The 26,532-nt window shown below is 32.2% G+C and carries 12 protein-coding genes; 10 read left to right on the top strand and 2 right to left on the bottom strand.

Annotated features, from left to right (window positions below; translation table 11 throughout):
* Positions 1–239 precede the first annotated feature (239 nt).
* Positions 240–872 carry a DUF1847 domain-containing protein gene (locus tag IJE64_RS02770; protein ID WP_292781712.1) on the top strand — a complete coding sequence of 211 codons (633 nt, stop codon included), beginning with the start codon at positions 240–242 and terminating at the stop codon, positions 870–872.
* Positions 873–881: 9 nt separating this feature from the next.
* Here IJE64_RS02770 and IJE64_RS02765 read toward each other — a convergent pair whose 3' ends face one another.
* On the bottom strand, positions 882–2,312 hold the full coding sequence (locus tag IJE64_RS02765) for an MBL fold metallo-hydrolase (protein WP_292781710.1): 1,431 nt from the start codon (positions 2,310–2,312) through the stop codon (positions 882–884).
* A gap of 514 nt (positions 2,313–2,826) precedes the next feature.
* Between IJE64_RS02765 and IJE64_RS02760 the strand changes: the two genes are divergently transcribed.
* From IJE64_RS02760 to IJE64_RS02725, 8 genes are all read left to right on the top strand, one after another.
* The gene (locus IJE64_RS02760; RefSeq protein WP_292781707.1) at positions 2,827–5,001 is read left to right on the top strand and encodes a right-handed parallel beta-helix repeat-containing protein; all 2,175 of its coding nucleotides are present in this window, start codon (positions 2,827–2,829) and stop codon (positions 4,999–5,001) included.
* Between the two features lie 83 nt (positions 5,002–5,084).
* A complete protein-coding gene (locus tag IJE64_RS02755; RefSeq protein ID WP_292781704.1) occupies positions 5,085–6,173 on the top strand; it encodes a heparan-alpha-glucosaminide N-acetyltransferase domain-containing protein in 1,089 nt (362 codons plus the stop codon).
* Positions 6,174–6,570: 397 nt separating this feature from the next.
* Positions 6,571–7,770, top strand: a complete 1,200-nt coding sequence (locus tag IJE64_RS02750) for an ATP-binding protein (RefSeq protein ID WP_292781702.1) — start codon at positions 6,571–6,573, stop codon at positions 7,768–7,770.
* Positions 7,771–7,904: 134 nt separating this feature from the next.
* Positions 7,905–8,384 (top strand): GNAT family N-acetyltransferase, encoded by a 480-nt coding sequence (locus IJE64_RS02745; RefSeq protein WP_292781700.1) that lies wholly within the window; start codon positions 7,905–7,907, stop codon positions 8,382–8,384.
* Between the two features lie 402 nt (positions 8,385–8,786).
* On the top strand, positions 8,787–22,022 hold the full coding sequence (gene dltA, locus IJE64_RS02740; RefSeq protein WP_292781698.1) for a D-alanine--poly(phosphoribitol) ligase subunit DltA: 13,236 nt from the start codon (positions 8,787–8,789) through the stop codon (positions 22,020–22,022).
* A 443-nt stretch (positions 22,023–22,465) separates the two neighbouring features.
* Positions 22,466–23,854: a DHA2 family efflux MFS transporter permease subunit gene (locus IJE64_RS02735; protein WP_292781694.1), complete on the top strand. Its 1,389-nt coding sequence runs from the start codon at positions 22,466–22,468 to the stop codon at positions 23,852–23,854.
* 284 nt (positions 23,855–24,138) lie between these two features.
* A complete protein-coding gene (locus IJE64_RS02730) occupies positions 24,139–24,444 on the top strand; it encodes a nucleotidyltransferase domain-containing protein (RefSeq protein WP_149732498.1) in 306 nt (101 codons plus the stop codon).
* On the top strand, positions 24,437–24,814 hold the full coding sequence (locus IJE64_RS02725; protein WP_188118149.1) for a HEPN domain-containing protein: 378 nt from the start codon (positions 24,437–24,439) through the stop codon (positions 24,812–24,814). The genes IJE64_RS02730 and IJE64_RS02725 overlap by 8 nt, the downstream gene beginning before the upstream one ends.
* Before the next feature lie 33 nt (positions 24,815–24,847).
* Here the strand turns inward: IJE64_RS02725 and IJE64_RS02720 are convergent, their stop codons facing one another.
* Complete coding sequence (locus IJE64_RS02720; RefSeq protein ID WP_149732496.1) at positions 24,848–25,234, bottom strand: helix-turn-helix domain-containing protein; 387 nt, start codon at positions 25,232–25,234, stop codon at positions 24,848–24,850.
* Between the two features lie 80 nt (positions 25,235–25,314).
* Between IJE64_RS02720 and IJE64_RS02715 the strand changes: the two genes are divergently transcribed.
* Positions 25,315–26,160, top strand: coding sequence for a methanogenesis marker 8 protein (locus IJE64_RS02715; protein WP_292781682.1), 846 nt, complete (start codon positions 25,315–25,317; stop codon positions 26,158–26,160).
* Positions 26,161–26,532 lie beyond the last annotated feature (372 nt).

Below are 26,532 nucleotides of genomic sequence, written 5' to 3'. Positions count from 1 at the left end.
TAATATTTATTCTCCATTTTACTATATATAATTATATATTGCTTATTTTTTCTAATCGATGTGAAATTTCAAGTGTAAATCTTAATACAGAATAATTAGACAATTTTAATAGATTATAAGTAAAAATAGAAATAAAAATAAATTTTTAAAAAATTTTTGCAAAAATCAAATAGGATTTCTACAAAGCCGAAAAATTAAAAAAATAATATTGGAAATAGAATAATCATTGAGGAAATATCATGAAAAATTACTCATGTAGCAATTGCGGAATTATAAACTGCAAACACCAAGATTCAGAATATCCTAAATTCTGTCCAACAAAAGAATTAACACGTGATGAAATAATAGAAATTGAAAAACTCTACAATGAAGACAACAACAAAGAGATATCACGGATATCTGCAGAAATTGAAGAGGAGTTCTACTGCAAATACACGAGAGTAGAAGAAATCATAGAATTTGCCAAAAGACTAAAAATGAATAAAATAGGAATAACTGCCTGTGTGGGGCTAATGGAAGAAAGCAGAACATTTGCTAAAATCCTTGACAAACACGATTTTGAAGTGTATTCCGTAGCATGTAAAGTCGGAGCAATGAAAAAAACAGAAATAGCAGGTGTTGATGATAAAAAAACAAATATAACTGGAAATATAATGTGCAACCCGATACTGCAGGCAAAAATACTCAATAATGAAAAAACAGACCTTAATGTAATAATAGGGTTATGTGTAGGTCATGATAGTCTTTTCTATAAATATTCTGATGCCCTATGCACAACACTTGTAACAAAAGACAAAGTGCTCGCACACAATCCTGTGGGAGCGTTATACCAAACAAACACCTATTATAAGAAGCTGATGAAAAGGGATTAGGTCAAATCTTTAATTTGATTCATATGTCCTTTTACTACCATGGCCTCCGAAGATTTGCCATTTTCCAGTGTTTAATTTATTAAATAGATTATTTCTTTCTTCTCGACAAAGGTCAGAATCAAAATCAACAGATGTCATTAAAATTGGAGCATATCTATTATATTCCGCCTGTTTAGGAATCATGTCTTTCATATTTATAAAAATGTCTCCCGTAAATGCAATTTTATGTTCAAAATCAATTAAAACAGATTCGCCAGGAAGATGGCCTCCTTTTCCTTCATAAAGACTAAAATGCAATTCACCAAAATCAAAAACTCCAGTTTGTTCAAGGGATTTTGTTATTGTTCGTTCAGCTCCTACAACTTGAATTTTTTGAGGGGAAACGGGGTTATATGAAGTTAATATATTGCAAATACGAATATATGGTTTGTGGAGTGGATTTTTTTCACGGAAATTGCTTTCATGGTTATATTCTGATTTCAGTGATTCTGCACTTTTGTTGCTGGCATAGATAATGTCAAAAAGGGGCAACAGTCCGCAGTGGTCAACGTCGGCATGGGTTATGAATACTTCTTTTGAAGTATTGTCAAAATCAGGGATGATTTCCTTGATGATTGAAAGCATTTCCGCTTCATAGCAGGCATATCCGGTATCAATGAATAAGTACTTGCCATAGCTTTTTATGATTGCAATGTTGCTTCCGCAGGGAGGTTCGATAAGTGTTATTTCGCTATTTTCGGTTATTTTATGCTTTGTTATTCTTGGTGTGAAATTCTCTCCTTTTGAAGCTGCAATTATTTCTGTAAATCGGCTTATGCTGTCAAAGGTATGGAACGGCAAAACTCCGCTTTCGTTAAGCATTTGCATCACAAGGTTTGTATTGATAATCAGTTCATTTTTGGATTCATCTGAGATATCCATTGTGGAGGATATCTGATTTACAAAGTTGTTGTAAAAAAAGCTATTGTCATAAATCTTATTGGCGTAATCTGAATTAATTACTTTAATTGGACATAATTCGCTTGCTTTTTTGATGAATGTGTTGACATTTTCTTGGTTTTCAACAACGAGACCCATCTTAAAGAACTGGAATTCCTTATCTGTCTGTTGAGAACTGATATATGTAATGTTGAAATTAAAATCACTGATTAGCTCTAAAATTGGTGTAACAGCACCGGGAATATCTTTAAGCTTAAATTCAAGTAGAACTACATCGCGATGATCCAAATCATGGCGGATATAACCTATTGACATTAGTTCCTGAGTCGCTTTTTCAAGACTTTCCGGACTGCCTTCAACATCGATAAATAATAAATGGGAATCCACAGATTTATTATAACTCACACGTGTAATGTTTATTCCCAAATTGGACAAGCATTTGCTTGCTTTTAAAAATGCACCGATATGATTGGGCATTTTTGTAATGAATGTCTTATTCATGTCACCACTGTAAAATATTTTTACTTTTATTTTATATGATTATTAAAAATCTTTTTTACAATAATATGTATTTTAGTTATTATTGTTAATGGTTTGTATGTATTTGTTTAATGTTCATAATGCAATTTCTTTATACGGGCAGTAACATTAGAGGTAGTTTAGATTGGGAAAAATTTCGCGACATTGAAATTCCAATTCTCTCATTAGAAATACAAGAAAAAACTTACTTTTGTATTTCATTAATTGATTTGATTTAATTTTATAATGATGAGAACTAAAGCTAGCGAAAAGCATGTTGCTTTTTGGTTGTTGGCTTAATTCAGATAATGAATATATATCTACAATAAATTTTAAATATTCATTGAATAAAGATATTTCATTATAATGTTGGTGCAGAATAATCTGATGACTTCTGTATACTATTGAATAACAAATCATGTTCAATACATCAAATAAATGAACATTAACTAAAATAAAATGGAGGGTTCTTATACTGACAAAGAATAAACTGCTGATGGGATTTATAGTATTGCTGATATTACTTGTTTTAATAGGTGGTGTAAGTGCTGCAAATAATGCTGCATCAGGTCAAGATGTCCACAATGAAATAAGTCAGGAAGAAATTTCAACTGGAAACGATGATTCTAAGTTAAACGAAATGGAAAACAACGAAATATTAGATACCTCTGTTGGCGGAGATACTTTTGCTGACATTCAAACGGCAATATCTTCTGCAAAAAGTGGAGATACAATTGAACTCGATGGGATTTATAACGGATCAGGAACAGCAATAATAATTGATAAAGACAATTTAACAATCATTGGAAATGATGCGATACTGAATGGGCAGGGACAGTCTAGAATACTCAACATAACCTCAACTGGAATCACATTGAAAAATATAAAATTCATTAATGGTAATGTTACTGATAACGGCGGTGCAGTCTACTGGGGTGGAGATAATGGAACAATAGACAACTGCAGCTTCACAAACAACATAGCAACACAAATGGGGGGTGCAATTTATTGGTTTGGGGCTAATGGAGCAGTAAACAACTCCAACTTCATTAACAATACGGCAACAAAAAAGGGTGGTGGTGCAATCTACTGGATGGGGTCAAATGGAACAGTAAGCAACTCCAGTTTCACTGACAACATTGGAACACAAAAGGGTGGTGCAATCTGCTGGTGTGGAGTCAATGGAACAATAAGCAACTCCAACTTCAAAAATGACTCCTCTTTCGGTCAGGGCGGTGCAATCTTCTGGGACCCTACTGCTAGTAATGGTGCTGTAAATAATAGCAGTTTCATTAACAATACGGGAACAGAGGGTGGTGCAGTCTACTGGTTTGGAGAATATGGGATAATGAACGGCTGCAATTTCACAAGCAACACGGGATCCAATGGTGGTGCACTCAACTGGCAGAAAAAACATGGGTGCGTAAATGGCTGCAACTTCATAAACAACACGGCGCAATCTAATGGTGGTGCAATCTACTGGGAGGGGTCAAATGGAACAGAAAGCAACTGTAATTTCACAGATAATCTCGCAGCAAATGGGGGTGCAGTCTACTGGTACGCAAATAATGGAACAATAAGCAACACTATCTTTTCCAACAACAGGGCAGAATCTAATGGTGGTGCAGTCTACAATGGGGGTAAAACAATCATAAACTGCTCCAATTTCATTGAAAACAATGCAACCGTGGGCAGGGCAGTCGAAACCGCAGCCGATATGATAATCAGCAATTGCGAATTCATGTGCAATGGTGAAAATTGCATTGATGTTGGATCAGGTGCTAAATTAACCTTAAATAATGTTTCAAGTGATGCTCCATTGGTAAATGATTCAATTTCTATGGAAATCCTTGAAGCTGAAGATGTTGTTTACGGCAAGGACGTTAACATTAAAGTTCTAGTGAACAGCAGTGCCATATATCCATTGAACAGTGGCAAGGTGGTTGTTAAGGTTAATAATGTTGTATATGATGCTGATGTAAAAGATGGAATCGCAACACTTATTATTCCTAAATTAAATGCTGGAACTTACAATGCTGATGTTGCATTCATTGACTATAACATGTCAAAAGCAGATATTCCGGTCAGTTTCACTGTAAATAAAAGGAACATCACAATCAATGCTGAAAATGAGGCAGTTGTCATCAACTATGCTAAAACATACAAAGTCAGCTTCAAAAATGTAAATGATGGTGTTAAAGTAGCATTTACACTAAATGGCAAAAAGATTGGAACTTCCACTATCAAAAATGGATTTGCTTCAATAAAGTTAACTGCAAAAATCTTAAAAACTGCAAAAACCGGTAAAAAGAACATGATTATTAAAATTGAAAATAGTAATTACAGTCCAATAAGTAAAACTGTCAAAATTGCCGTCAACAAGGAGAAAACGAAAATAACTGCTAAATCAAAAACATTCAAAAGAACTGCAAAAATCAAAAAATACACAATAATCCTGAAAAACTCTAAAAGTAAAGCAATGAAAAAAGCAAAAGTTTATTTAAAAGTCAATGGTAAAACGTACTCTGCCAAAACCGACTCCAAAGGCAAAGCAACGTTTAAAATTAAAAGATTAACTAAAATAGGCAAACACAAAGCAAGCATTAAATTCAAAGGAAACTCCCTCTACAGGCCAGTTTCCAAAAGCGTAAGGATAACTGTCAGGAATTGAAAATCCTTATCTTTTCAATTCTTTTAAGTGGAATGTTTGTGTAAGATTTAGCTGAGAGCATATGACAACAATTAAGTGATAATATGTATTTTGATAATTTATTTTCTAAGGAAAATGTCAATACTGGTCGGCAGGTTGAATTGGATATTGCTAAGGCATTATCCATTATTTTCATGGTCTTTCTTCACACCATGTGGGTGGTTATGAATTATAATTCTGCCCTTAGTCCAGTTTACGAATTTGTTGTAGGTAATATTTTGGGCAGGCCTTATGCCGCACCTATTTTCATGTTCTGTATGGGTGTGGGCATCGTTTATTCAAGGCACAGCCAAGGGGATGTAATGATAAAAAGAGGGGTAAAATTATACCTCTTGGGCATTTTGGTAAACATATTTGAGTGGTTCATACCTCATTTCCTCTCTGGAACTCTTTTAGGCAATTGGGATGCTTTCCCTATATATGGAGGACTTTTGCTGTTTTGTGTTGATATCCTTGCATTTGCCGGTTTGTCATTCATTGCCATGGGAATCCTGAAGAAATTCGAGGTTTCAAACAAGAAGCTGATAGTCATTGCAGTTGTCATGTCCATAATCGGAACATTATTGAAAGAGACTGATTTGGGCATTCCTGTTTTAAACTTGATTTTCGCTAACTTCATCGGTACTAAAGGAGGATTTAGTGCTTTTCCACTATTCAATTGGTTTATATTTCCGGTTGGAGGATATATTTGGGGACAGTACTTTATAAAGGCTAAGGATAAGGGAGATTTCTTCAAATTCTGGCCAATTTATATAGTAATTGCTTTAATATACTTCTTCGTATCTACAAAGCTATGGGGAGGAATTCTGTCTGATGACATTCACTTATATTACTTCATGAATACTTTGGATGCGACATTCTGTATAATCAATGCCCATGGAGTGATTGGTCTGTGCTATTGGCTGGTTAAATATGTGCCTGATGCAGTTATTAACGTATCTAAAATTTTAAGCAGCAACATCAACAATATTTATATAATTCAATGGTTCTTTGTACCGGTAACAGGAATTCTGATAGCCTACTTCTTCAAGAACCTTGTGATGAATGATTTGTTGAGTTCCGTACTTGCTCTTTGCATGATAGTATTGGCTACGCTGCTTGCCTTGGGCATTAAAAAGTTAAGAACCGTTTAAAGTAACTAAATCAATGTATCCATTGAAAATTTCACTAAAAAGTAGTAGATAATTTATCTACTTTTGATCATTTTTTTCGTATTGTATCGAACAAATTTCACTAAATGTAGTGGATAATTCGATATGTATTATGCAAACGCCAACATGAAGCTGGTCAAAAGGAACAAAAAGTTGCATAATCCTGATTCACCCTTTGCTGATAGGTGATGTTAAAGAGGGGGATGTTGTAAAAGAAGTTAATGAACCTAGCTATATTGATTCTCAACAAAGATTATTTTAATTTATTAACTTATACTACAATAATTTTTATATAATAAAATCAATATTTATATATGTTTATAATTTTTATTTTTAAAAAAACATAAACTTATATGTTAATAATTTCATAAGTATAATTATGGTAAAGAGAGAGTTGTATTTGAATAGGATTTCTTCATTGATTGATAAGGATATCATTAAAATCATTGTTGGCGTAAGGCGATGCGGCAAGTCTTACATGTTTAATTTAATTATAGAAGAACTGCTTGAAAGAGGAATAAGTAAAGATAATATTCTTTTAATTAATTTTGAAAGTGCAAAATACAGGAATGTTTCAAATCCTCGTGAATTGGATCTGCTTGTAAGGGATTTGACAAAAGATATGGATGGTAAAATCTACATGTTTTTTGATGAGATTCAAAATGTTGACGAATGGGAAAAGTCAATCAACAGCTTTCGTGTAGATTATGACTGTGATATATACTTGACAGGTTCCAATTCAAAACTGTTGTCCGGAGAATTGGCCACTCATCTCGCTGGAAGATATATGGAAATCAAAATGTATCCGTTTTCATTTAAGGAATATCTCGACTATAAAAAAATACCCCCTAATAAAAAGGCATTTGCTGATTATTTGATTTATGGAGGATTTCCATTTCTGCTTTCTCTCGAATCTGAAATCGATAAAACAGAATATTTAAATGATATTTTTAATTCAATATTTCTAAAAGACATTATTGAAAGATATAACATTCGAGATACTGGATTGCTTACAAGAATAGTTGATTTTATCCTTGATAATACTGGAAAAATAGTTTCTTCAAAAAGCATTTCCGATTATCTGCGCACAAAAGAGAAGATAAAGGTTTCTCCAAAAACCATATACAATTACTTGGATTATCTTACAAATGCTTGTCTCTTGTGTAAAGTTCAAAGGGAAGATTTGGAAGGTAAAAAAATAATTTCCATTAATGAAAAGTATTATTGTGTCGATCAGGGATTCAACCAGGTGCGCATAGGCAGAAATCAGGTTAATAACAGCAGAATAATGGAAAATATTGTCTATTTTGAACTTTTAAGAAGAGGATATGAAATAACTATCGGTTGTGTTGGAAATTATGAGATTGATTTTGTCTGCAAAAAAATGGGTGAAAGAATCTATGTTCAAGTAACAAGGGAACTGTCACACGAGGAGACAATTGAAAGGGAATTCAGACCCTTGCTTCTGGTTAAGGACAATTATCCGAAATATGTCATATCAACCGATGAATTTGACATGTCCCAAGATGGAATAAAACATATGAATATATTGGATTTCTTATTGGGTGATGAAATTTAGTGAATATTACGTACTATCAGTTGGGGGAATGATATGGAATAATTCTCATCAAATACTTTTCAAAAACAAGTTTCATATTGTAAATAGAGGTTGTTGATGTAAATTTTATATAACATTATTTTTAAATTTACTAAATGATGATTATTAGAGGATTCACCAAGGATGATTTGCCTGAAATGATTTCAATCTGGAATGAAATTGTAGAGGAGGGCAATGCATTTCCACAAGAAGAAGCACTGACATTAAAGACTGGTTTTGCTTTTTTCAACAGTCAAAGTCATGTTGGAGTTGCATTTGACGGTGAAATTCTCGGACTGTACATTCTCCATCCAAATAATGTGGGAAGATGCAGTCATATTGCCAATGCTAGCTATGCAGTGTCTTCAAAAGCAAGAGGAAAACACATTGGCCAAAAATTGGTTTCGGATTCTATTGAAAAAGCAAAAGAACTTGATTTTCTAATTCTTCAGTTCAATGCAGTTGTTGAAGATAATTTATCTGCAAGACACCTGTATGAAAAGTTAGGATTCAAACAACTTGGCGTCATTCCAAAAGGATTAAGATTAGATAATGATGAATTCGCTAATATATGTCCATATTATATTGAATTATAATGTCTTATTTTTTTTGAAATAAATTTAACTAAAAAGTAATAGATTATTCATTTACTTTTTAATTTTTTTATTCGTATTGTATCGAACAAATTTCACTAAAAGTAGTAGATAATTTAAAGTGCGTCACGCCAACAGCAACATGAAGCTGGTTAAAAAGAACCAAAAGTTGCACAATCCAGATTCACCATTGCTGATTGGTGATGTTGTAAAAGAGGTTAATGGACATAACTATATTGATGCACAACAAAAATTATTAAGGATATTTCATCAATGGCAATAAAAATAAGGTAACATGCAAGTTTTTGAAAGGGTCAAATATTCTTTTTAGTAAAAATTTATATGATGATGATGTCAATATTATATTGATAATCCTATTGGAGGGTTCCTTTTTTGAATTATTGTATGATTAAATTTAAATTAGATTATAAGAATAATTTAATAAATGATGTTTTTGATAGAGCTAAATATTTATTGAATTTTCAATTTGATAATGATTCTAATCTGTTTTTCATTAATAATTCTGATGTGAATTATCAAATTAAGGATGTCTCCAATTTAAATTCCGAAAATATTGAAAGCATTATAAATTCTTTTTTTAATTATGAATTTGAAGATACCGTAAATGTCTTTTTATATAAATTCCTTGTTTTAAAGAATAATGAAAAATTTACACTATTGGCAATAATTCACCCGTCAATATTCAATTACTCCTCACTAAATGATTTTTATAATGTTGAAGATGTCCGTGGTGAAAATTATTTAACTTGTTATTATGAATATGTTAAAAATTACTTGAATTCTTCTGATTATGATGAGGATTCTGCATATTGGAGAGACATTGGTTTAAATGCAGGCGATTATGTAAAATTCCATAATTTAAAATCTGGTGATTATAAACGTCACAAAATTGAGATTGATAAAGAATCGGTTTCAAATTTCATTAAAAATCAGGATTGTTCAATATTTAATTTTTATGCCAGCGCCTTTTCACTGTACCTATCACGTATAAACAGACAGAATGGTTGTCTGCTGAAAACGGACATTCCATTAAAAGGATCGAGTTTGAAAACAATTTTAAAAATGGATTTAAACAGCACTGACTCCTTCACTGATTATTTGCATCAATTTAATTCTATTTATGATGGGGCGGTCAGCCATACTAAAGTAAGTATAGAGAATTATGTGGATGAAGATTTGTCTTATTATTCCATTTATGATTTTTCCGACTTAAATGAAAACATATGCATCTATAACGGTTACGATTCCGCCCTGACATTGAATATATATAATAATCATTTGGAAATTGTTTATAATGCAGATTTATTCTCAGACATTTACATTCAGCATATGGCGGATAATATCAAATCCATGATTAATAATGTCGTGGAGTTCCCAAATCGTCTTTTAAAGGATGTGAATATTCTTTCGGAGGCTGAAGAAAAGCTGCTTTCCGATTTCTGCAAAGGTGAAGATGCCGATGTTGATGAGGATTTGCTGATTTCCGGATATTTCCGCCGTCATGCGCTTGAAAATCCCGATGCAATTGCAGTTGATGATGGTGTAAATCAGGTCAGTTATGGAGAACTGGAAAAATCCAGCAATTCCATTGCAAATGATTTGTTTGAAAATTACGATATTTCTTTAAACAGTCATGTAGGTCTGATATTGCCCCGTAATTATCATTTTCCTGAATTGGTTCTTGCTTTAAATAAGCTTGGGGCGGCGTTCATTCCAATAGATACCATATATCCTGTCAATCGTATTGAGCATATGTTGGAGATTTCCGAAGCGGAATGTATAGTTACAACAAAAGACATTGCAGGCAAACTTGATTTAGATTTTGATATAATTTGTATTGAAGATTTAAATTCAGATGATGATGTCGATGTTGAGATAGTAGCTGCCGGCGAGAATCTGTTTTCCATCATGTTCACATCAGGCACCACAGGCCTTCCTAAAGGAGTAAAAGTTACCAATCACCAGCTGGCCGGATTATTCGAGTCCTTTAAAAATATTTTTTCCTTTTCCTATGGTGACCTTATTGGATGTTATTTGAGTTTTAGTTTTATTGCATCTTATGTGATCTTTCTTGCGTTTCTGTTTGGCGGCGGCTGTAGGATATTCAATGAAAATGAGCAGAAAGACATTTTGGCATTGATTAAAGTTCTTAAAGAGAATCCTATGAACAGTCTGTTTTTACCTCCGACCCTTGCTGTTCCGATTATGGAAAATGAGGATATAAAATTGGATTATCTTGTTTTGGCAGGGGGAAAATTAAAGGAATTAAGCAAAAGGCAAAGAAGCACCCAATTAATAAATTTTTATGGTACGACTGAGATTGTATTTGGAGTTACCAAAGTTTATGATTTTGAAGACATTGATGATGATAATTTGCCTATCGGCAGGCCGGTTACAAATACAAATGTCTATATTTTAGATGAACATTCCAATCAAATGCCTATTGGCGTTCCCGGTGAAATTTGCGTTTCAAGTGAGTATATAAGTCCTGGATATTACAATAATCCTCAATTGACAAGTGAAGTTTTTGTAGATAACCCTTATTCTGACGATGAAAATAATAAAATAATGTATCGCACAGGAGACATTGGTTTTTATAATTTTGACGGAGATATTGAAATCATTGGCCGTGAAGACGACCAGCTGTCTGTTAGGGGATTTCGTATTGGATCCGGTGAAATCCTAAATATTGTTAATAGCATTCCCGAAATTGAAAACGTTTATCTGGATGCGGAAAATGATACTCTCTCATTATATTACACAACCAATGCTGAACTCGATATCAATCTTATTAAAGAGAAGTTAAAGGATGAATTGCCTAGTTACATGGTTCCATCACTTTTCATGGAATTGGAAGAAATTCCCCTAAACATGAATGGCAAAATAGACAAGGCAAGATTAAAAAGGATGTCTGCAGTAAACGCTGAAATGGATATTGAAGATGATGTGCTTGCGGGTGTTGTTGGGGCATTCAAAGAGGTTTTGGATAATGATTTGGTTTTAGTTGATGATGGTTTTGTCGAATTGGGTGGAAATTCACTATCAGCAATGAATTTGCAGATTTTATTAAAAGAAAAATTCGGTGTGACCATTTCCTCACAGGAGATGATTGAACTTTCAACACCGAATAATATTGGTGAGTATATTAAATCTAATTTTAAAGGCACGTCGTGTATTAATGAGCTTAAATATACTTTTGATGAAGGATGTCCATTGTCAGAATCTCAATTAAATGTTTATTTGGATGAGATGACTCATGATATGGGAACAAGATATAACAATCCGTTTATAATCGAATTCAAGAAAGGATATTCTGCTGACCAAATCAGAAATGCTTTAAATAAATTGTCTGATGTGCATCCTATTTTAAAAGGAAGAATAATAATTAAAAAAGATGAAATGCCGTCATGCATTTTTGATGCAAAGCCGGAAATCAAAGAAGGGCCTTTAAAGGATATTCAATCTTTTGTAAGGCCTTTTGATTTGGAAAAATGTTTATCCAGATTTTTAATAATTGGTGAGGAGGATTCTACCAGTTTATGCATGGACATTCATCATGTTATTTTCGACGGTTCGTCCATAAATATTCTGTTAAATACTTTATATTCCATATTGGATGGTAAAAATGTTGATTTTGTTGATGATGGAATTTTAAGAGAAATTTCATTTGAGGAAAATCTCTCTTCAGATTATATGGATGAAGCCAAAACTTTCATGTCCAATATGCTGGCTGATAGGGATGAAGTTCAGGAATTACTGCATAGTATTGGCGGGGATGAGGAATCTAATTATATAAATACATTTGACATTGATGAAGATGAATTGACTGGTTTTTTAAAAGATCATTCCATTACCCGTAATCAATTTTTCTCAAGTGTTTTTGCATATACATTGTCCAGATTTACCGGATCTTCAAAAGTCCTTTTTAATATTCTTGAAGATGGTAGGGGCCATATTAATCATTCACAATCTGTCGGGATGTTTGTAAAAACATTGCAGATACTCATGGATTGTAAAAATCAAACTGTTGACTCCTATTTGGAATATTCCGGCAGTTTGGTAAATACCGTAATGAAGAATGATTTATATCCCTTCCGTTTGTTGGCTAATGAATTTGACCTGAAATTTGACATTTCATTCCAATATGCTCACAATCTGTTTTCCACTTTACTGGATAAGGACGAATCCGGATATTGTGTAAATGAGTTGGAACATGACTCCGAAGGTGATTTAACATTCTTTATTTTTGATGTTGGTGAGGACAAGTTAGGAATCAGAATTTTATACTCCGATAAGTTCTCAAACACTTTTATTGAGACGTTTACTAAAACATACATGTTAATTCTACGTGAAATGCTCAATGTTGATAAACTTGGAGAGATTAATTACATTGGAAATGATCATTTAAATATTTTAGATAGTTTTAATCAGACAGAACATGATTTAAAATATGATTGTGTCCTGGATGCTTTCAACAGACAGTTGACTGAGAATCCAGATAATATTTTAACACTAAGTGATTATGCAAGCTACACATATTCCCAAATTGCATATATTGTAAATAGTTTAAATTCATTATTAAAGCAACATGAAGTTAGGGATAATGATATTGTAACAGTTTTTGTCGACCGCAACCATTGGACACTTATAACTGCATTAAGTTGCTTATCCCAAGGTATTACTTATGTTCCAATTGATGAAAATCATCCCGATAAGCGTATTGAGTTCATGATAAGGCAGTCAGAATCAAAAGCAATAATTGTAACGGACACATTCCAAAAACGTGTCGAAAAAATTGATGATGAATCAAATGTGAATTTAAATATAATCAACATTTCCTCTTTATTGGATGATGTAAAAACATCAAATCATGTGGATTATGTTGATTCATCTGTTAATGATGTGGCATGTATTTTTTATACTTCAGGAACAACAGGAAATCCTAAAGCGGTTCAAATGACAACTGTAGGTATCTTAAATCTTATAGAGTATTATGTTGACAGCACTGGATTTGAATCAGATGATGTTTTGGGAATTTTTGTATCTGTTGGTTTTGATGTTTCTTTAGAGCAGTTTGCATCAGTATTTACTGGAGGATCAGTAACATATGTTCCAAATGACATTAGACTAAATATTTTCAAATTAAATGATTATTTTATCAATTATGGAGTGACACATACATTAATTACAACACAAGTGGCCAAATTATTTGTTAATACTGTATCTGAAACTTCATTGAAGTATTTACAAACTGCCGGTGAAAAATTGGGTAGCATAACTCCGCCAAAAAATTATATTATAAGTGATGTATATGGCCCAACGGAAGCGAATTATATTTCTTCAATTGAAGTTCAAAATAAAATTGATGATTCATCAGTCGGTATGCTGAACTGGAACACTAAAGCTTATATTTTAGATAATGAACTGCGAAGAGTTCCATTGGGTGCTGTTGGTGAAATTTATTTATCAGGATATCAGACAACCAAGGGATACTTTAAAAATCCTAAGGAAAACGAAAAGGCATTGTTCCAAAATCCGTTCGATGGTAAAATCGAGGGTTATAATAAAATGTATAAAACTGGAGATTTGGGAAGATATTTACAAGATGGAAGCATTGCCATTATAGGAAGAGCAGATTCCCAGGTAAAAATCAGAGGAAACCGTGTTGAACTATCTGAAATTGAACAAACAATAAGACGCATTGATGAAATTGAGGATGTGACTATTCAAACCGTTAAAAACGGTCCAAATAATGAACTAGTTGCATATGTGGTTGTTCCTGACTTTGAAGGAGACGTCGTCGAATATATTAAAGATTATATGGGTCAATGCAAACCAGAATATATGGTTCCTTCATTCGTTGTTTCAATTGATAAAATTCCTTTAAATGTAAATGGTAAAGTGAATAAACGTTTATTACCTGCAGTTAATGTTGATAATTTAGGAAGCGAATATGTAGCGCCAAGAAATAAGTTAGAAAAAGATATTGTTGAGGCATTTGAAGAAGTGTTTAATCGGGAAAGGATAGGTATTTATGATGATTTCACACAACTTGGGGGAGATTCCTTAACGGCAATTAAATTATTGGCAATACTTGGAGATTACAACCTTTCTGCAGGCGATATCTTAAGTTTAAATACTCCTCAAGCAATTGCAGATAACATTAATGAAAATAATGTTGAATTTGATTTGGATGTTTATTCTATAGATTCAGGATGTCCTCTAAATGAATCCCAATTGAATATTTATCTTGATATTGTTGTAAATGAGAAAGCAGATGCATATCTTCTTCCAATATATATGGAATTTTCAAAGGGTCATAATTTAAATGAAATAACCGATGCATTAAATAAAATGTTTGAAGTCCATCCTATCTTAAACATGTGCATTAGTGATGAATATGATGTTCCATATCTGATAAGAAATTCCAAACCGCAGATTATTGTCGAGTCTGATGTTGATGATGATTTTATTATAGAATTCTTAACCCGATCATTTGACCTGCATGACAGTCTTTGCAGGTTTTTGGTCATTGAAAATGATGGTTCATATGATTTCTACGGTGCATTCCACCATATCATTTGTGATGCAAAATCATGTGCTACATTCAAAGAGAATTTGCGGGCAATACTTAAAGGACAAACCCTTGAAGTTGATGATTCGTTTCTAAAGGTTTCAGCATTTGCACAGAAAATTCAGGAATCTGAACTTTTCCTTAAAGCTCATGATTTTTATGATAATATGCTTGTTGAATGTAATGGGGCAGGAATATTATTGAATAGCATTGGTGCAGACGGAGCGGGCACAGCTCAAATCGACTTGGATTTGGATGGCAGCATATTCTTAAATCAGCCACACATTAATGAAAATATGCTGTTTACAAGTGTTTTTGCTTATACATTATCTCGATTTACAGGCAATGACAAAGCATTATTCAATATTATAGATAACGGAAGGAGCAGGTTTAATAATTACGATGCCATGGGAATGTATGTAAATACACTTCCATTATTGGTAGATTGTAGTAATAGAGATATTTCATCATTTATTGAATACGTGACTTCTTTAGTTTATGATGTCCAGAGTTACAACTATTATCCATTCAGATTACTTGCAAATGAACATGATATTGATGCCAATATTCTATTCCAATTCGTTCCGGAATGGATAGATAATGATGATAATAATGTGCGTGAAGTTTATGAAAAATTAGGTATTTTAAGGAATATGGATGACTTGAATGCTGATTTAACATTCGAAGTCCTTAAAAAAGACAGTGCATACTATTTAAATGTAATCTATTGCGATAAATATTCCTGTGATTTTATCAACCATTTCATACAGTCATATAAATTGATTTTGCATGGAATACTTATTGCAAATAAGCTAAGTGACATTAATTATACTTCTAATGAAGATATTAAATTGCTGGATGATTATAACAATACAGAATATAATCTGGTTTATGATGATGTTTTAGATGCTTTTAATGATAATCTGGCCCAATATCCAGATAGTCCGCTTGTGTCTATGGACAATAATATTTATAGTCATGCTGAGTGTGCTTTTATAGCATTCAAGATTGCTGAATTATTAAAACAAGCTGAAGTTAATGTTGATGACTGTGTTGCCTTTGTATGTGAATGTTCTGAATGGTATTTGTTCAATGTTTTATCAATATTGTCTATTGGTGCCGTTCCTGTTCCTATAGACAATAATCTTCCAGATCAAAGAATTGAGTTCATGATAAAAGATTCAAATTCAAAAGTTATCATTACAGACAATGAGAATTATAATCATTTACATGATTTGTTTAACGATAGGATTTTTGTGAATGTTTCTGGTATTGTTGAAGAGAGTATTGGTACTTTATCATATTTGCCTGTCGTTTATGGCAATTTGGCAGGTATTCTTTATACCAGCGGTACTACAGGTATACCAAAAGGTGTAAAAATCACTAGAAAATCTGTTCTTAATTTAGCTGCTCATTATGTGGATGCTCAAAAATTAACCCATGATGATATTTATGCACTGTATCCGTCAATTGGTTTTGATGCAGGATACAAATCAATATTCAAAGTTTTATATTCTGGTGCTCAATTAGTCATCATACCTGAAGACATAAAATATGATATGGATAGATTAAACGAGTATCTCATTGGAAATAATGTGGGGCATGTATTCATAACTACTCAAGTAAGTAAACTATTCATGCAAAATGTTAATAATAATTCATTGAAGGTTTTATCAGTAGGGGGAGAGAAATTAGGCAAATTCGAAAGTCCAAAAAACTACATTGTAATGGATGACTACGGACCAACAGAAGCATTTGCATTTATCACATCAATAGACATCTCCCAAAAAACTGATGACACATCAATCGGTATTTTAAATTACAACTCCAAAGCTTATATTTTAGATCAGGAATGTAGACGTGTACCCTGTGGTGCAGTAGGAGAATTATACTTGGCAGGCCATCAGATCGCTGATGGATATTTAAACCGTGAAGAGGAAACAGTTAAATCATTTGTTGACAATCCATTTGATGGTGGCATAATGTATCGTACGGGGGATATGGTAAGAATGTTGCCAGATAATACATTAGCTATTGTGGGTCGCCGTGACAGTCAAGTTAAAATCAGAGGAAACCGTGTGGAACTGTCTGAAATTGAAACGTTAATTCGTGAAATAGATTATGTTGAAGATGTGACTGTTCAAGCAATTAAAAATGGGGATAATAATGAATTGGTAGCATATGTTGTAGTATCTGGTGAAACTTATGGCCTTAAAGACAATATCTGCAATTATGTTGGAGAATATAAACCAGATTATATGGTTCCTTCATTTGTTGTTCTATTAGATGAAATTCCTTTGACTATTAACGGTAAAGTGGACAAACGCGCTTTGCCTGAAGTAAATCTGACCAGTTTGCATGCCGAGTATGCGGCTCCAAGAAACATGGTAGAAAAAGATATAGTTGAAGCATTTGAAAATGTATTCAATCATGACAAAATAGGCATTTATGATGATTTTATACTGATTGGAGGGGATTCTCTAACTGCAATCAAATTAGTGTCTGTTATTAAAGATTATAATGTATCAGTAGCGGATATTTTGAGTCTGCGCACCCCTTATGATATTGCAAAAAATATCATCAAATCAGACATGCAGTTTGATTTGGATATTTATTCTGTGGATTCAGGTTGTCCTTTAAATGAATCTCAATTGAATGTTTATTTGGATATAATGGCAAATGATAAGAAAGATTCCTATTTGATTCCATTATCTATGAATATTTCTGAGGAATATGATATTGATGACGTTAAAAATGCTTTGGATGTGATGTTGGAGGTTCATCCAATTTTAGGCATGTGTGTTAGTGATGATTTTGATGTTCCTTATTTAGTTAAAGGATCCAAGCCTTCAATTACAGTTGAATCTAATGTTAGTGATGACTTTATCAATAATTTAGTTGAACCTTTTGATTTGCATGACAGTTTATGCAGGTTCCTGATTGTTGAGAATGATGATGGTTTCAGTTTATTTGCTGTTTTCCACCATATTATTTTTGATGCATTGTCAGATAGCGTATTTAAACAGGATTTGCAGTCTATTCTTGACGGTAATGCTGTTGATTTAGATGTTTCATTCTTAAAAGTTTCTGCTTTTAGTCAACAAATTGTTGAAACCGGTGCTTTTGTTAAAGCTGATGAATTTTATGAGTCCATGCTGGCTGATGTTGATGAAGCTGGTGAGTTATTGGATAGTGTATTGTCTGATGGTCAAGGTTCTGTTTTAATAGATTTGGATTTAGATCAGGATATAATAAATTCATTTTTGGACAAGCATAATGCTAGTCAAAATCTTTTGTTTAGTGGTGCTTTTGCTTATACATTATCCAGATTTGTTGGCAGTGAAAAGGTATTATTCAATATTGTTGAAAACGGTCGTGACAGATTCGCAAATTATGATTCAATAGGTATGTTTGTTAATACATTACCTTTATTGGTAGACTGTAAAAATCAAAATATAGACTCTTTTATGAATCATATGTTTGATAGAGTTTATGGTGTTATGAGATATAATTATTATCCGTTTAGGTTATTGGCTAATAAGTATGATATAAATTCAAATATTCTTTTCCAATTTATCCCCGAATGGATTAAAGATACCAGTAATTTTGAGGATATTTATGATAATGAGCTGTTAAGCAATATGGATGATTTAATTGCTGATTTAACTGTTGAAATTATTCAAAGAGATAATAATTATATTTTAAGCATTCTTTATTCAGATAAATATTCCAGTGATTTTATTAATCATTTTATTGAATCATATAAATTAATTTTGAAATGCATGGTGAATGTTTCTAATTTAAGTGACATTAGTTATATTTCCAGTAGGGATTTGGTTGTTTTAGATGAGATTAATGAAACTAGTCATGATTTATATTATTCTGATATTTTAGATGCTTTTAATGATAATTTATCCAAATATCCGAACAATAATCTTGTTTTAGCCGATAATGTTTCATATACTTATGCTGAAGCAGCTTTCTTAATAGATAAAATTCAAAAATTGTTAATTGATAATAATATTGGATCCAATGATACCGTTTCTGTATTTGTTGAGCGTAATCATTGGGTATTGCTATCTAATCTTGCCGTTTTATCAGTTGGCGCTTCCTATGTCCCAATTGATGAAAACCATCCTATTAACCGTATGAAATATATGGTTGAAAATTCCAACTCAAAAGCAATCATTACTACAAATCATTTCCAAAATCGTGTGGATGAGCTCATTGAGGAATTGGATTCAACCCCAACGGTCATTAATGTTTCATCATTATCTGAGAGTGTGGGAGAATTAAATAGCTTAAATTACCATAATCCAACAGATAATGATGTGGCATGTATTTTATTTACTTCAGGTACAACTGGAAATCCGAAAGCTGTGCAAGTTGGCAGACATTCAATTGCTAATATGGTTTCATACTATCAGCATAATTCCAATTTCACTTCTGATGATGTCTATGGCGTTTTTGCATCAGTCGGTTTTGATATTTCCTTACAACATTATGTTGCTCTTTTAACTGGAGGATCTGTTATTTGGATTCCAAATGATATTAAATTAAATATTAGAAAATTAAATGAATATTTCATTAAGTATGGAGTAACTCATACAATTATTACCACTCAGGTTTCTAAATTGTTCGTTCAAAGTATTGATTATACATCCATCAAGAATTTATGTGCAGTAGGGGAAAAATTAGGTGCCGTAACACCTCCGGAAAATTATGCCTTTATTGATGTCTATGGTCCAACAGAAGCGACATCATCTATGACTTCAATTAATGTTAGAGATAAAATCGATGATTCTTCAGTGGGTGGTCCGGATTGGAATACAAAAATCTACGTTTTGGATTCACATCAAAGAAGAGTTCCTTTCGGTGCAGTAGGAGAATTATATATATCTGGTTATCAGGTAAGTAAAGGATATTTAAACAATCCTGAAGCAAACAGAAAAGCATTCTTCACCAATCCGTTTGATGGTGAAATTCAAGGTTATGAAACAATGTATAAAACAGGTGATGTCGTACGTTTATTGCCTGATGGAACTGTTGGCTTTATTGGAAGAAATGATTCGCAAGTTAAGATTAGGGGAAACCGGGTAGAACTGTCTGAAATAGAATCGACAATTCGTAAAATAGACTATGTCACTGACATTACTGTACAAACAATAAAACACGATGCAAATAATGAAATTGTTGCTTATGTTGTTGTAAACAATGATTTAGATGAAATTGAGTTGAAAAATTCAATTTGCGATCATGTTTCTAAACATAAACCGGAATACATGGTTCCATCATATGTTGTCAAATTAGATGAGATCCCATTAAATGTTAACGGTAAAGTAGATAAGCGTGCTTTGCCCGATGTTGATAGGGATAGCTTATATGCAGAATATGTGGCCCCAAGAGATGAAAATGAAAAAGAAATCGTTAAAGCTTTTGAAAAAGCATTGGATTTAGATAAAATTAGTATATATGATGATTTTATTCGTTTAGGTGGAGATTCATTAATTGCAATAAAGCTGTTAAATTATATTGAATCTGATGATATTACTATAGCAGATATCTTTACTTTCCGAACTCCCGAAGCAATTGCAAGAAATATGTCTGAATTTTCTTTTGATTTGGACATTTATTCTTTGGAAGCGGGTTGTCCATTGAATTCAGCACAAATCAATGTATTTGCTGATGTAAATATTTATAATAAAGTTAATGCTTACCATATGCCCAACTATATTTCTATTTCCAAGAAATATGGTCTTGAAAAAATACTTGATTCTTTAGATAAGTTATTAGATATGCACCCTATTTTAAGCACACATTTAAGTGAGAGATATGAAATAAATGATAACGATATATCCAATTCGGATTTGCTTAAGGATTTAATAACTACAGTTAAGAAATTCGGAATAAAAGAAATCCTGAATATAATTAAGAAATATGGAATAATGGATGTAAAAGGCCTTTATAAAATGATTAAGACAACTGTAAAATTATTTAAAGAGGAATATCCGTATTTGGTAATGGGAGAAAAACCTCCAATTTTAGTGGAATCTAAACTTGATAAAGATATTCTAATTAATTTCTTTGCTGAAAGCTTTGATTTGTATAATTATCTGTCCAAGTTTATGATTGTTGAATCTGAAGAATCATATTACTTATTTTATATGGTTCATCACATAATTTTTGATGCTGTTTCTGCAGGTGTATTCAAACATGATTTCATGACTCTTCTTGATGGAGGCAGCATTGGTTTCGATGATACCTTTTTAAAGACATCGGCTTTCACTCATCAAATCAAAAACACTGAAAAATTCGATGAAGCGGCTGAATTTTATCATCCTATGCTGTCTAATCTTGATGATGTGGGTATTTTGCTAGAAGATGATTCATCAGCTGAAGGATATAACATGTCATCCTATGATTTGGAATTTGATAAGATAGCATTTAAATCATTTTTACGTAATGCGGGAATTAGTGAAAATGTATTGTTCACCAGTGTATTTTCTTATGCTTTATCCCAATTAGTAAACTCCAATAAAGTCATATTTACAATGATTGAAAATGGGCGTGACAGATTCAGTGAAAATTTCATAGGCATGACATCCAATGTAATGCCGATGGTTATAGACTGTAGAGATCAATCCATTAATTCATATGTAGGCGATGTCGCAGACACTGTTTATGGAGTATTGAGGCACAGTTATTATCCGATTTTATTACTTTATCAGAAATATGATTTTGAAGTAAATATATTATTCCAATATGTTCCAAATTGGATTGCTGATGAGTTTATAGAAGATGTAAACAGTATTAAAGATATGGACTCAGAAGAAATTATGAATTATATCCTCAATAACTTCAGCGATTATCTCACAGAGTTATTTGTTCAGGTTTACCAAAACGGTGATGACTATACATTATTTATCACACATTCAAACAAGTTTTCTGATAAACTGGTTGAAGATTTCAAAAACATGTTCATGTCAATTTTATCCAACATTATCAGTGCAGACATGTCTTCCGATTTGAGCGATACTTTAAAATAGTCAAAACATGAAAATATATCTGCCAATTTTCCAAAAAAGACATTAGATGTGATTGTAACATGTAAAAAGTATCTGTTAATTTGGTAATATTGTCCGTATTTTTAGTTATTATGATGTTATTGGAAGTATTGAAATATAATATTTGTAATGTTTTTGATTAAATTTCACAATAAGTGTTTGACAGTTTCATGCCCATGCCAACATAAGTTGGTCAAAAGGAACCAAAAGTTGTATAATCCGGATTCGCCCCTGCTGATTGGGGAAGTTGTAATGGAAGTCAATGAACCTGGCTATATTGACACACAAACTAAACTATTTTAATTTTTTTATTTAATTTATGTGGATAAAATTGATTTAATAACTTTTCTTGTAATTTTTATCAAAAAATTTAAAAATTATAAGATAATGATAAATTATTATCAAGACAACTATGGAAAAATTGTATGAAATTTAAAAATAGCACTGGTTTAATAACTTTAATTATAATTATACTGGCTTCTTCAATTACTTTAATCTCACAAAGTATTGTAACAACAAGTTTGCCTTATTATATGAACGATTTTGCAATATCTTCTGCAACCGCGCAATGGACATATTCCATATTTCTGTTGGTGCTTGGAGTAATGATTCCACCAACTGCATATATTACAAAAAGATTTAAGATTAAAACAATATTGATAACCTCCCTCATATTGTTCATAATGGGATCAGTGATTTGTTTTTTATCAACAGGCATTGAAATGCTGATTGTTGGTAGAATCCTGGAAGCTATGGGAACAGGTATTTTAATGCCAATAGGTCAGATATTAATTTTCAGGATAATGCCTGAGGAAAAATGGGGATTTTTCATGGGCTTAATGGGATTCCTTGTTGGAATTGTGCCGGCAATGGGACCGACAATAGGTGGATTCATTGTCGATTCATATAACTGGAGAGTTATTTTTGAATTCCTGGCAATAATTGCCGTAGCAATCTTAATTTTGTCAATGCTTTTAGTAAACTTCGAGCTTGAAACAGAAAAGTATCCATTGGATGTTCCTTCATTGATATTGTCAATACTGTTTTGCGTGGGGCTGATGATCGGATTTTCAAATGTTGCAGAGTTTGGATTCAGCTTAACTCATGTAATTTTACCAATTGTTGTCGGAGCAATTTCATTAATAATCTTTGTCAATCGTCAAAATAAGATTGAAAAACCGTTGGTCAACTTGAATGTGCTGAAAAATAAGTATTTTGTATACGGGACTGTTTTTGCAGCATTGCTATACTTTATAATGTGCGGAATCAATGTAGTTGTGCCTTTGTTTGTTCAAAACGTGGCATATTACTCTTCAACAGAATCCGGACTCATATTGTTCCCTTCAGCAATCGTTATGATAGTGTTTAACTTTATCGGTCCGATATTGGCAGATAAAATTGGAATAAAGCCTGTTTTAATAGCTTCATCAGTTATAAATATAATTTGTTTTGCTGCCATGATGAATTATAATATGAATTCCTCATTCGAATATCTGTTAATTACTCAGATAATCAGGGGAATCGGCTGCGGACTCGGTCTGTCACCGGCCATTACATGGGCAATGAGTGTTGTAGCAGGTGATGTTGAAGATGCAACGGCAATCAACAATACTGTAAGGCAGGTTATAGGAGCTATAGGTTCATCCATTACAGTCGTGATAATGCAGATATTGGCAAATGGAAAAATTACTCATAATCAGCTTTCCGTCAATTCATTCAGCTTAACTTCCTTAATGATGATAGTAATTACGGTAATATTATTAATAATAACAGTAGTCTTCATAAAAAATAAAAGTGACATTGTAGATGGTTAAGATAATTCAGATTTTGATTTAACATTGTTTGTTGTTGCCAACGTTACTGAATCTATGGGATAATTGAACCTCTACGGTTGTAGGATCCGGAGATTCTTAGACCATGCCTACTGTGACTGATTGGTGATGTTGTAAATGAAGTCAATGAACCAAGCTATATTGATACACAAACTAGATTATTTTAATATTAATTAATCAAGTTTTTCATAAAGTCGCAGTTAGTAAATATTTATTATTGATAAAATTTAAATTAATTATTATCTAATAATCTATGGTGGTTATTAATGTATAATAGAGTTGAGATTGCTCGTGAGTTTGCAAATGCAATTAACAGTGATAAAATTATTAAAATCATATTATTTGGTTCTGTTGCTCGTGGTGATGATCATGAGGAATCAGACATTGATATTCTAATAATTTCCAATCATCGTGAAGATATAGATGATATTATTTCAGAGGAAATTGCATGGATTATGTATGATAAACAAGAACTTATTTCAGCTCATGTAATTAATGAAGACTTATTCAATAAAACTAAAAATTTCTCATTTTTAACTAATGTTTTAAAGGATGGTGTACCAATTGGATAATGAAGAGGTACTTGCTTTTATTGTTAAGGCTGAAACAAAATTAAAACATAGTAAAGCTTTATTTGAAATTGAAGGTTATGCAGATTCAGTTAGTTTATCTTATTATTCAATGTTTTTATGCGCTAAAGCGTTATTGATTAAGAAGGAATGCAATGTCCCTAAAACTCATCAAGGTTTGATTCAGTTGTTCAGTTTAAAATATGTTCATGAAGATGAATTCAGATATAATGTGTATAAATATTTGACTAATGCTCAATCAGACAGGGAAGATGCTGATTATTCTGCAATAGACTCTATTGGGGAAGATTTAGCTAAAAAAAGAATTAATCAGGCAGAAGAATTTTTAAAAGAAACTAAAAAATTTTTATAATTTTCTAATATGTTATGAGAATAGTCGTTAAAATTAATCATTGATTTTAAAAAGGACTTCATACTCATTTAATAATTCTTCTTTTTGTTTTTCAGATAGATTTCCGCTGTTTACTTCATTGAGGCCGTATTCCAGCATATTATAGAGAATTTTGTTTAGATTGAATCCTTTTTGTGTTAGTGAATATTCAGTTTTGATATCATTTTCAAAAACTTGTTTTGTAATTAAATCATTGTCTTCCATAAATTTGAGTGTGTCTGTCAATACTCTGTTGCTCAATGTTTTTTCTTCTAAAAATTCGCTGAATTGCTTTTTTCCTAAGAATATGTCTCTGATGATAAATATCACCCATTTTTTGGATATCAATTTCAATGTATCATCTATGGGGCAATTGTCATCGTAATCTTTAATTTTTTTCATCTTTTTGACCTATTGTGAGTTTTTCCTTACAAAATCTATTTAAAAAGCATTGTATATAACATTTGTTATCTGGTGATTGTATGAATGACAGACATGTAATTGAAGCATTAGGAAAAGCTGAAGTCGTAATAGAAAACGGAAAAATAACCTACATTGGAGAACCGGTAGTTGATTACTGTTCCATATTTGACAATGGTCAGCATAATGGTGATTTGACAAAAGAATTCATCAAATCCAACATTAACAAAAGAATAGATGAATTTGGAATGTGCACTCCACAAAGGTCAATTGATGTTGAAGACACAATGAGCTTTGGAACCAGCGAAACATTAAAAACCAACATGATCAATGGCAATGTTGATTGTGTGGTTGGAGCATGTGAGGGAGTAGGGACATTGCTGATTGATGACGCTGAGCTTGTTCAGGGAGTTGGAGGAAGAGTTTCCGCATTGATAAGCACCACTCCAATTGATGAGGTAATGGATAAAGTTGGAAGAGAAAATGTTTTAAATCCTGAAACTGCAGAGTTAAATCCATTAAAAGGTCTTGAAATGGCAATTGAAAGAGGATATAAAAACATTGCAATAACAATTATCCCAACAGAAATGGTTAGAGATTTAAGGCAACATCCAAAACCTGATGATGTCAAAATTTTTATTTTCGTAGCACATACAACCAACGTTTCCAAAAAAGAGGCGGAGATGTTATTTGATTATGCTGATGTGATTTCAGGATGCTCTTCCATAAACATACGGGAAATTGCTGAAGAAAGAAAACCATATTATGCTGGAAAAAAAGTTCCATTGTATGCAGTAACCGAAAATGGAAAAAGATTGCTCAATGAAAGATTGGAATATATTGGATATGAGTTATGTGAAAAAAAGTATCCTCAGGATTTCACTCAAAGTCCTAAGCCATTAATCTAATTTTTTAATTTTTTTCATTTATCAATTTGAAGTACTTCATTTAGATGTAGTTAATACTGTTACTTCAAATAAATGAAGTATTATTTAAAAATGAAGGATAAACTTTAACTTCAGATTAAATGATAAATTTGCTTGTCAATTGATGGAACTGGGTTGATTTACTTATGAAACAAAATTCATTAAAATAGTAGTAGATAATTCACCTACTTTTCAAGCATTATTCGTTCGTAATGAATGAAATAAAAATCGAAAAAGTAGTAGATAATTTCTATACTGTTATGCCAACAGCAACATGAAGTTGGTTAAAATGAATCAGAAGTTGCATAATCCGGACTCACCATTGTTAATCGAGGATGTTAAAGATGGTGAAAC

The organism is Methanobrevibacter sp., from assembly GCF_017409525.1.
GTDB lineage: Archaea > Methanobacteriota > Methanobacteria > Methanobacteriales > Methanobacteriaceae > Methanocatella.
The sequence above is the reverse complement of the archived record's forward strand: the minus strand, read 5'-3'. Positions and strand labels throughout refer to the sequence as shown.

What these genes read in the sequence shown, in the direction of transcription:
- IJE64_RS02770 (WP_292781712.1), top strand. Translation starts at nt 240, where the DNA reads ATGAAAAATTACTCATGTAGCAATTGCGGAATTATAAACTGCAAACAC.
- IJE64_RS02765 (WP_292781710.1), bottom strand. Translation starts at nt 2,312, where the DNA reads ATGAATAAGACATTCATTACAAAAATGCCCAATCATATCGGTGCATTT.
- IJE64_RS02760 (WP_292781707.1), top strand. Translation starts at nt 2,827, where the DNA reads ATGGGATTTATAGTATTGCTGATATTACTTGTTTTAATAGGTGGTGTA.
- IJE64_RS02755 (WP_292781704.1), top strand. Translation starts at nt 5,085, where the DNA reads ATGTATTTTGATAATTTATTTTCTAAGGAAAATGTCAATACTGGTCGG.
- IJE64_RS02750 (WP_292781702.1), top strand. Translation starts at nt 6,571, where the DNA reads ATGGTAAAGAGAGAGTTGTATTTGAATAGGATTTCTTCATTGATTGAT.
- IJE64_RS02745 (WP_292781700.1), top strand. Translation starts at nt 7,905, where the DNA reads ATGATGATTATTAGAGGATTCACCAAGGATGATTTGCCTGAAATGATT.
- dltA (WP_292781698.1), top strand. Translation starts at nt 8,787, where the DNA reads ATGATTAAATTTAAATTAGATTATAAGAATAATTTAATAAATGATGTT.
- IJE64_RS02735 (WP_292781694.1), top strand. Translation starts at nt 22,466, where the DNA reads ATGAAATTTAAAAATAGCACTGGTTTAATAACTTTAATTATAATTATA.
- IJE64_RS02730 (WP_149732498.1), top strand. Translation starts at nt 24,139, where the DNA reads ATGTATAATAGAGTTGAGATTGCTCGTGAGTTTGCAAATGCAATTAAC.
- IJE64_RS02720 (WP_149732496.1), bottom strand. Translation starts at nt 25,234, where the DNA reads ATGAAAAAAATTAAAGATTACGATGACAATTGCCCCATAGATGATACA.
- IJE64_RS02715 (WP_292781682.1), top strand. Translation starts at nt 25,315, where the DNA reads ATGAATGACAGACATGTAATTGAAGCATTAGGAAAAGCTGAAGTCGTA.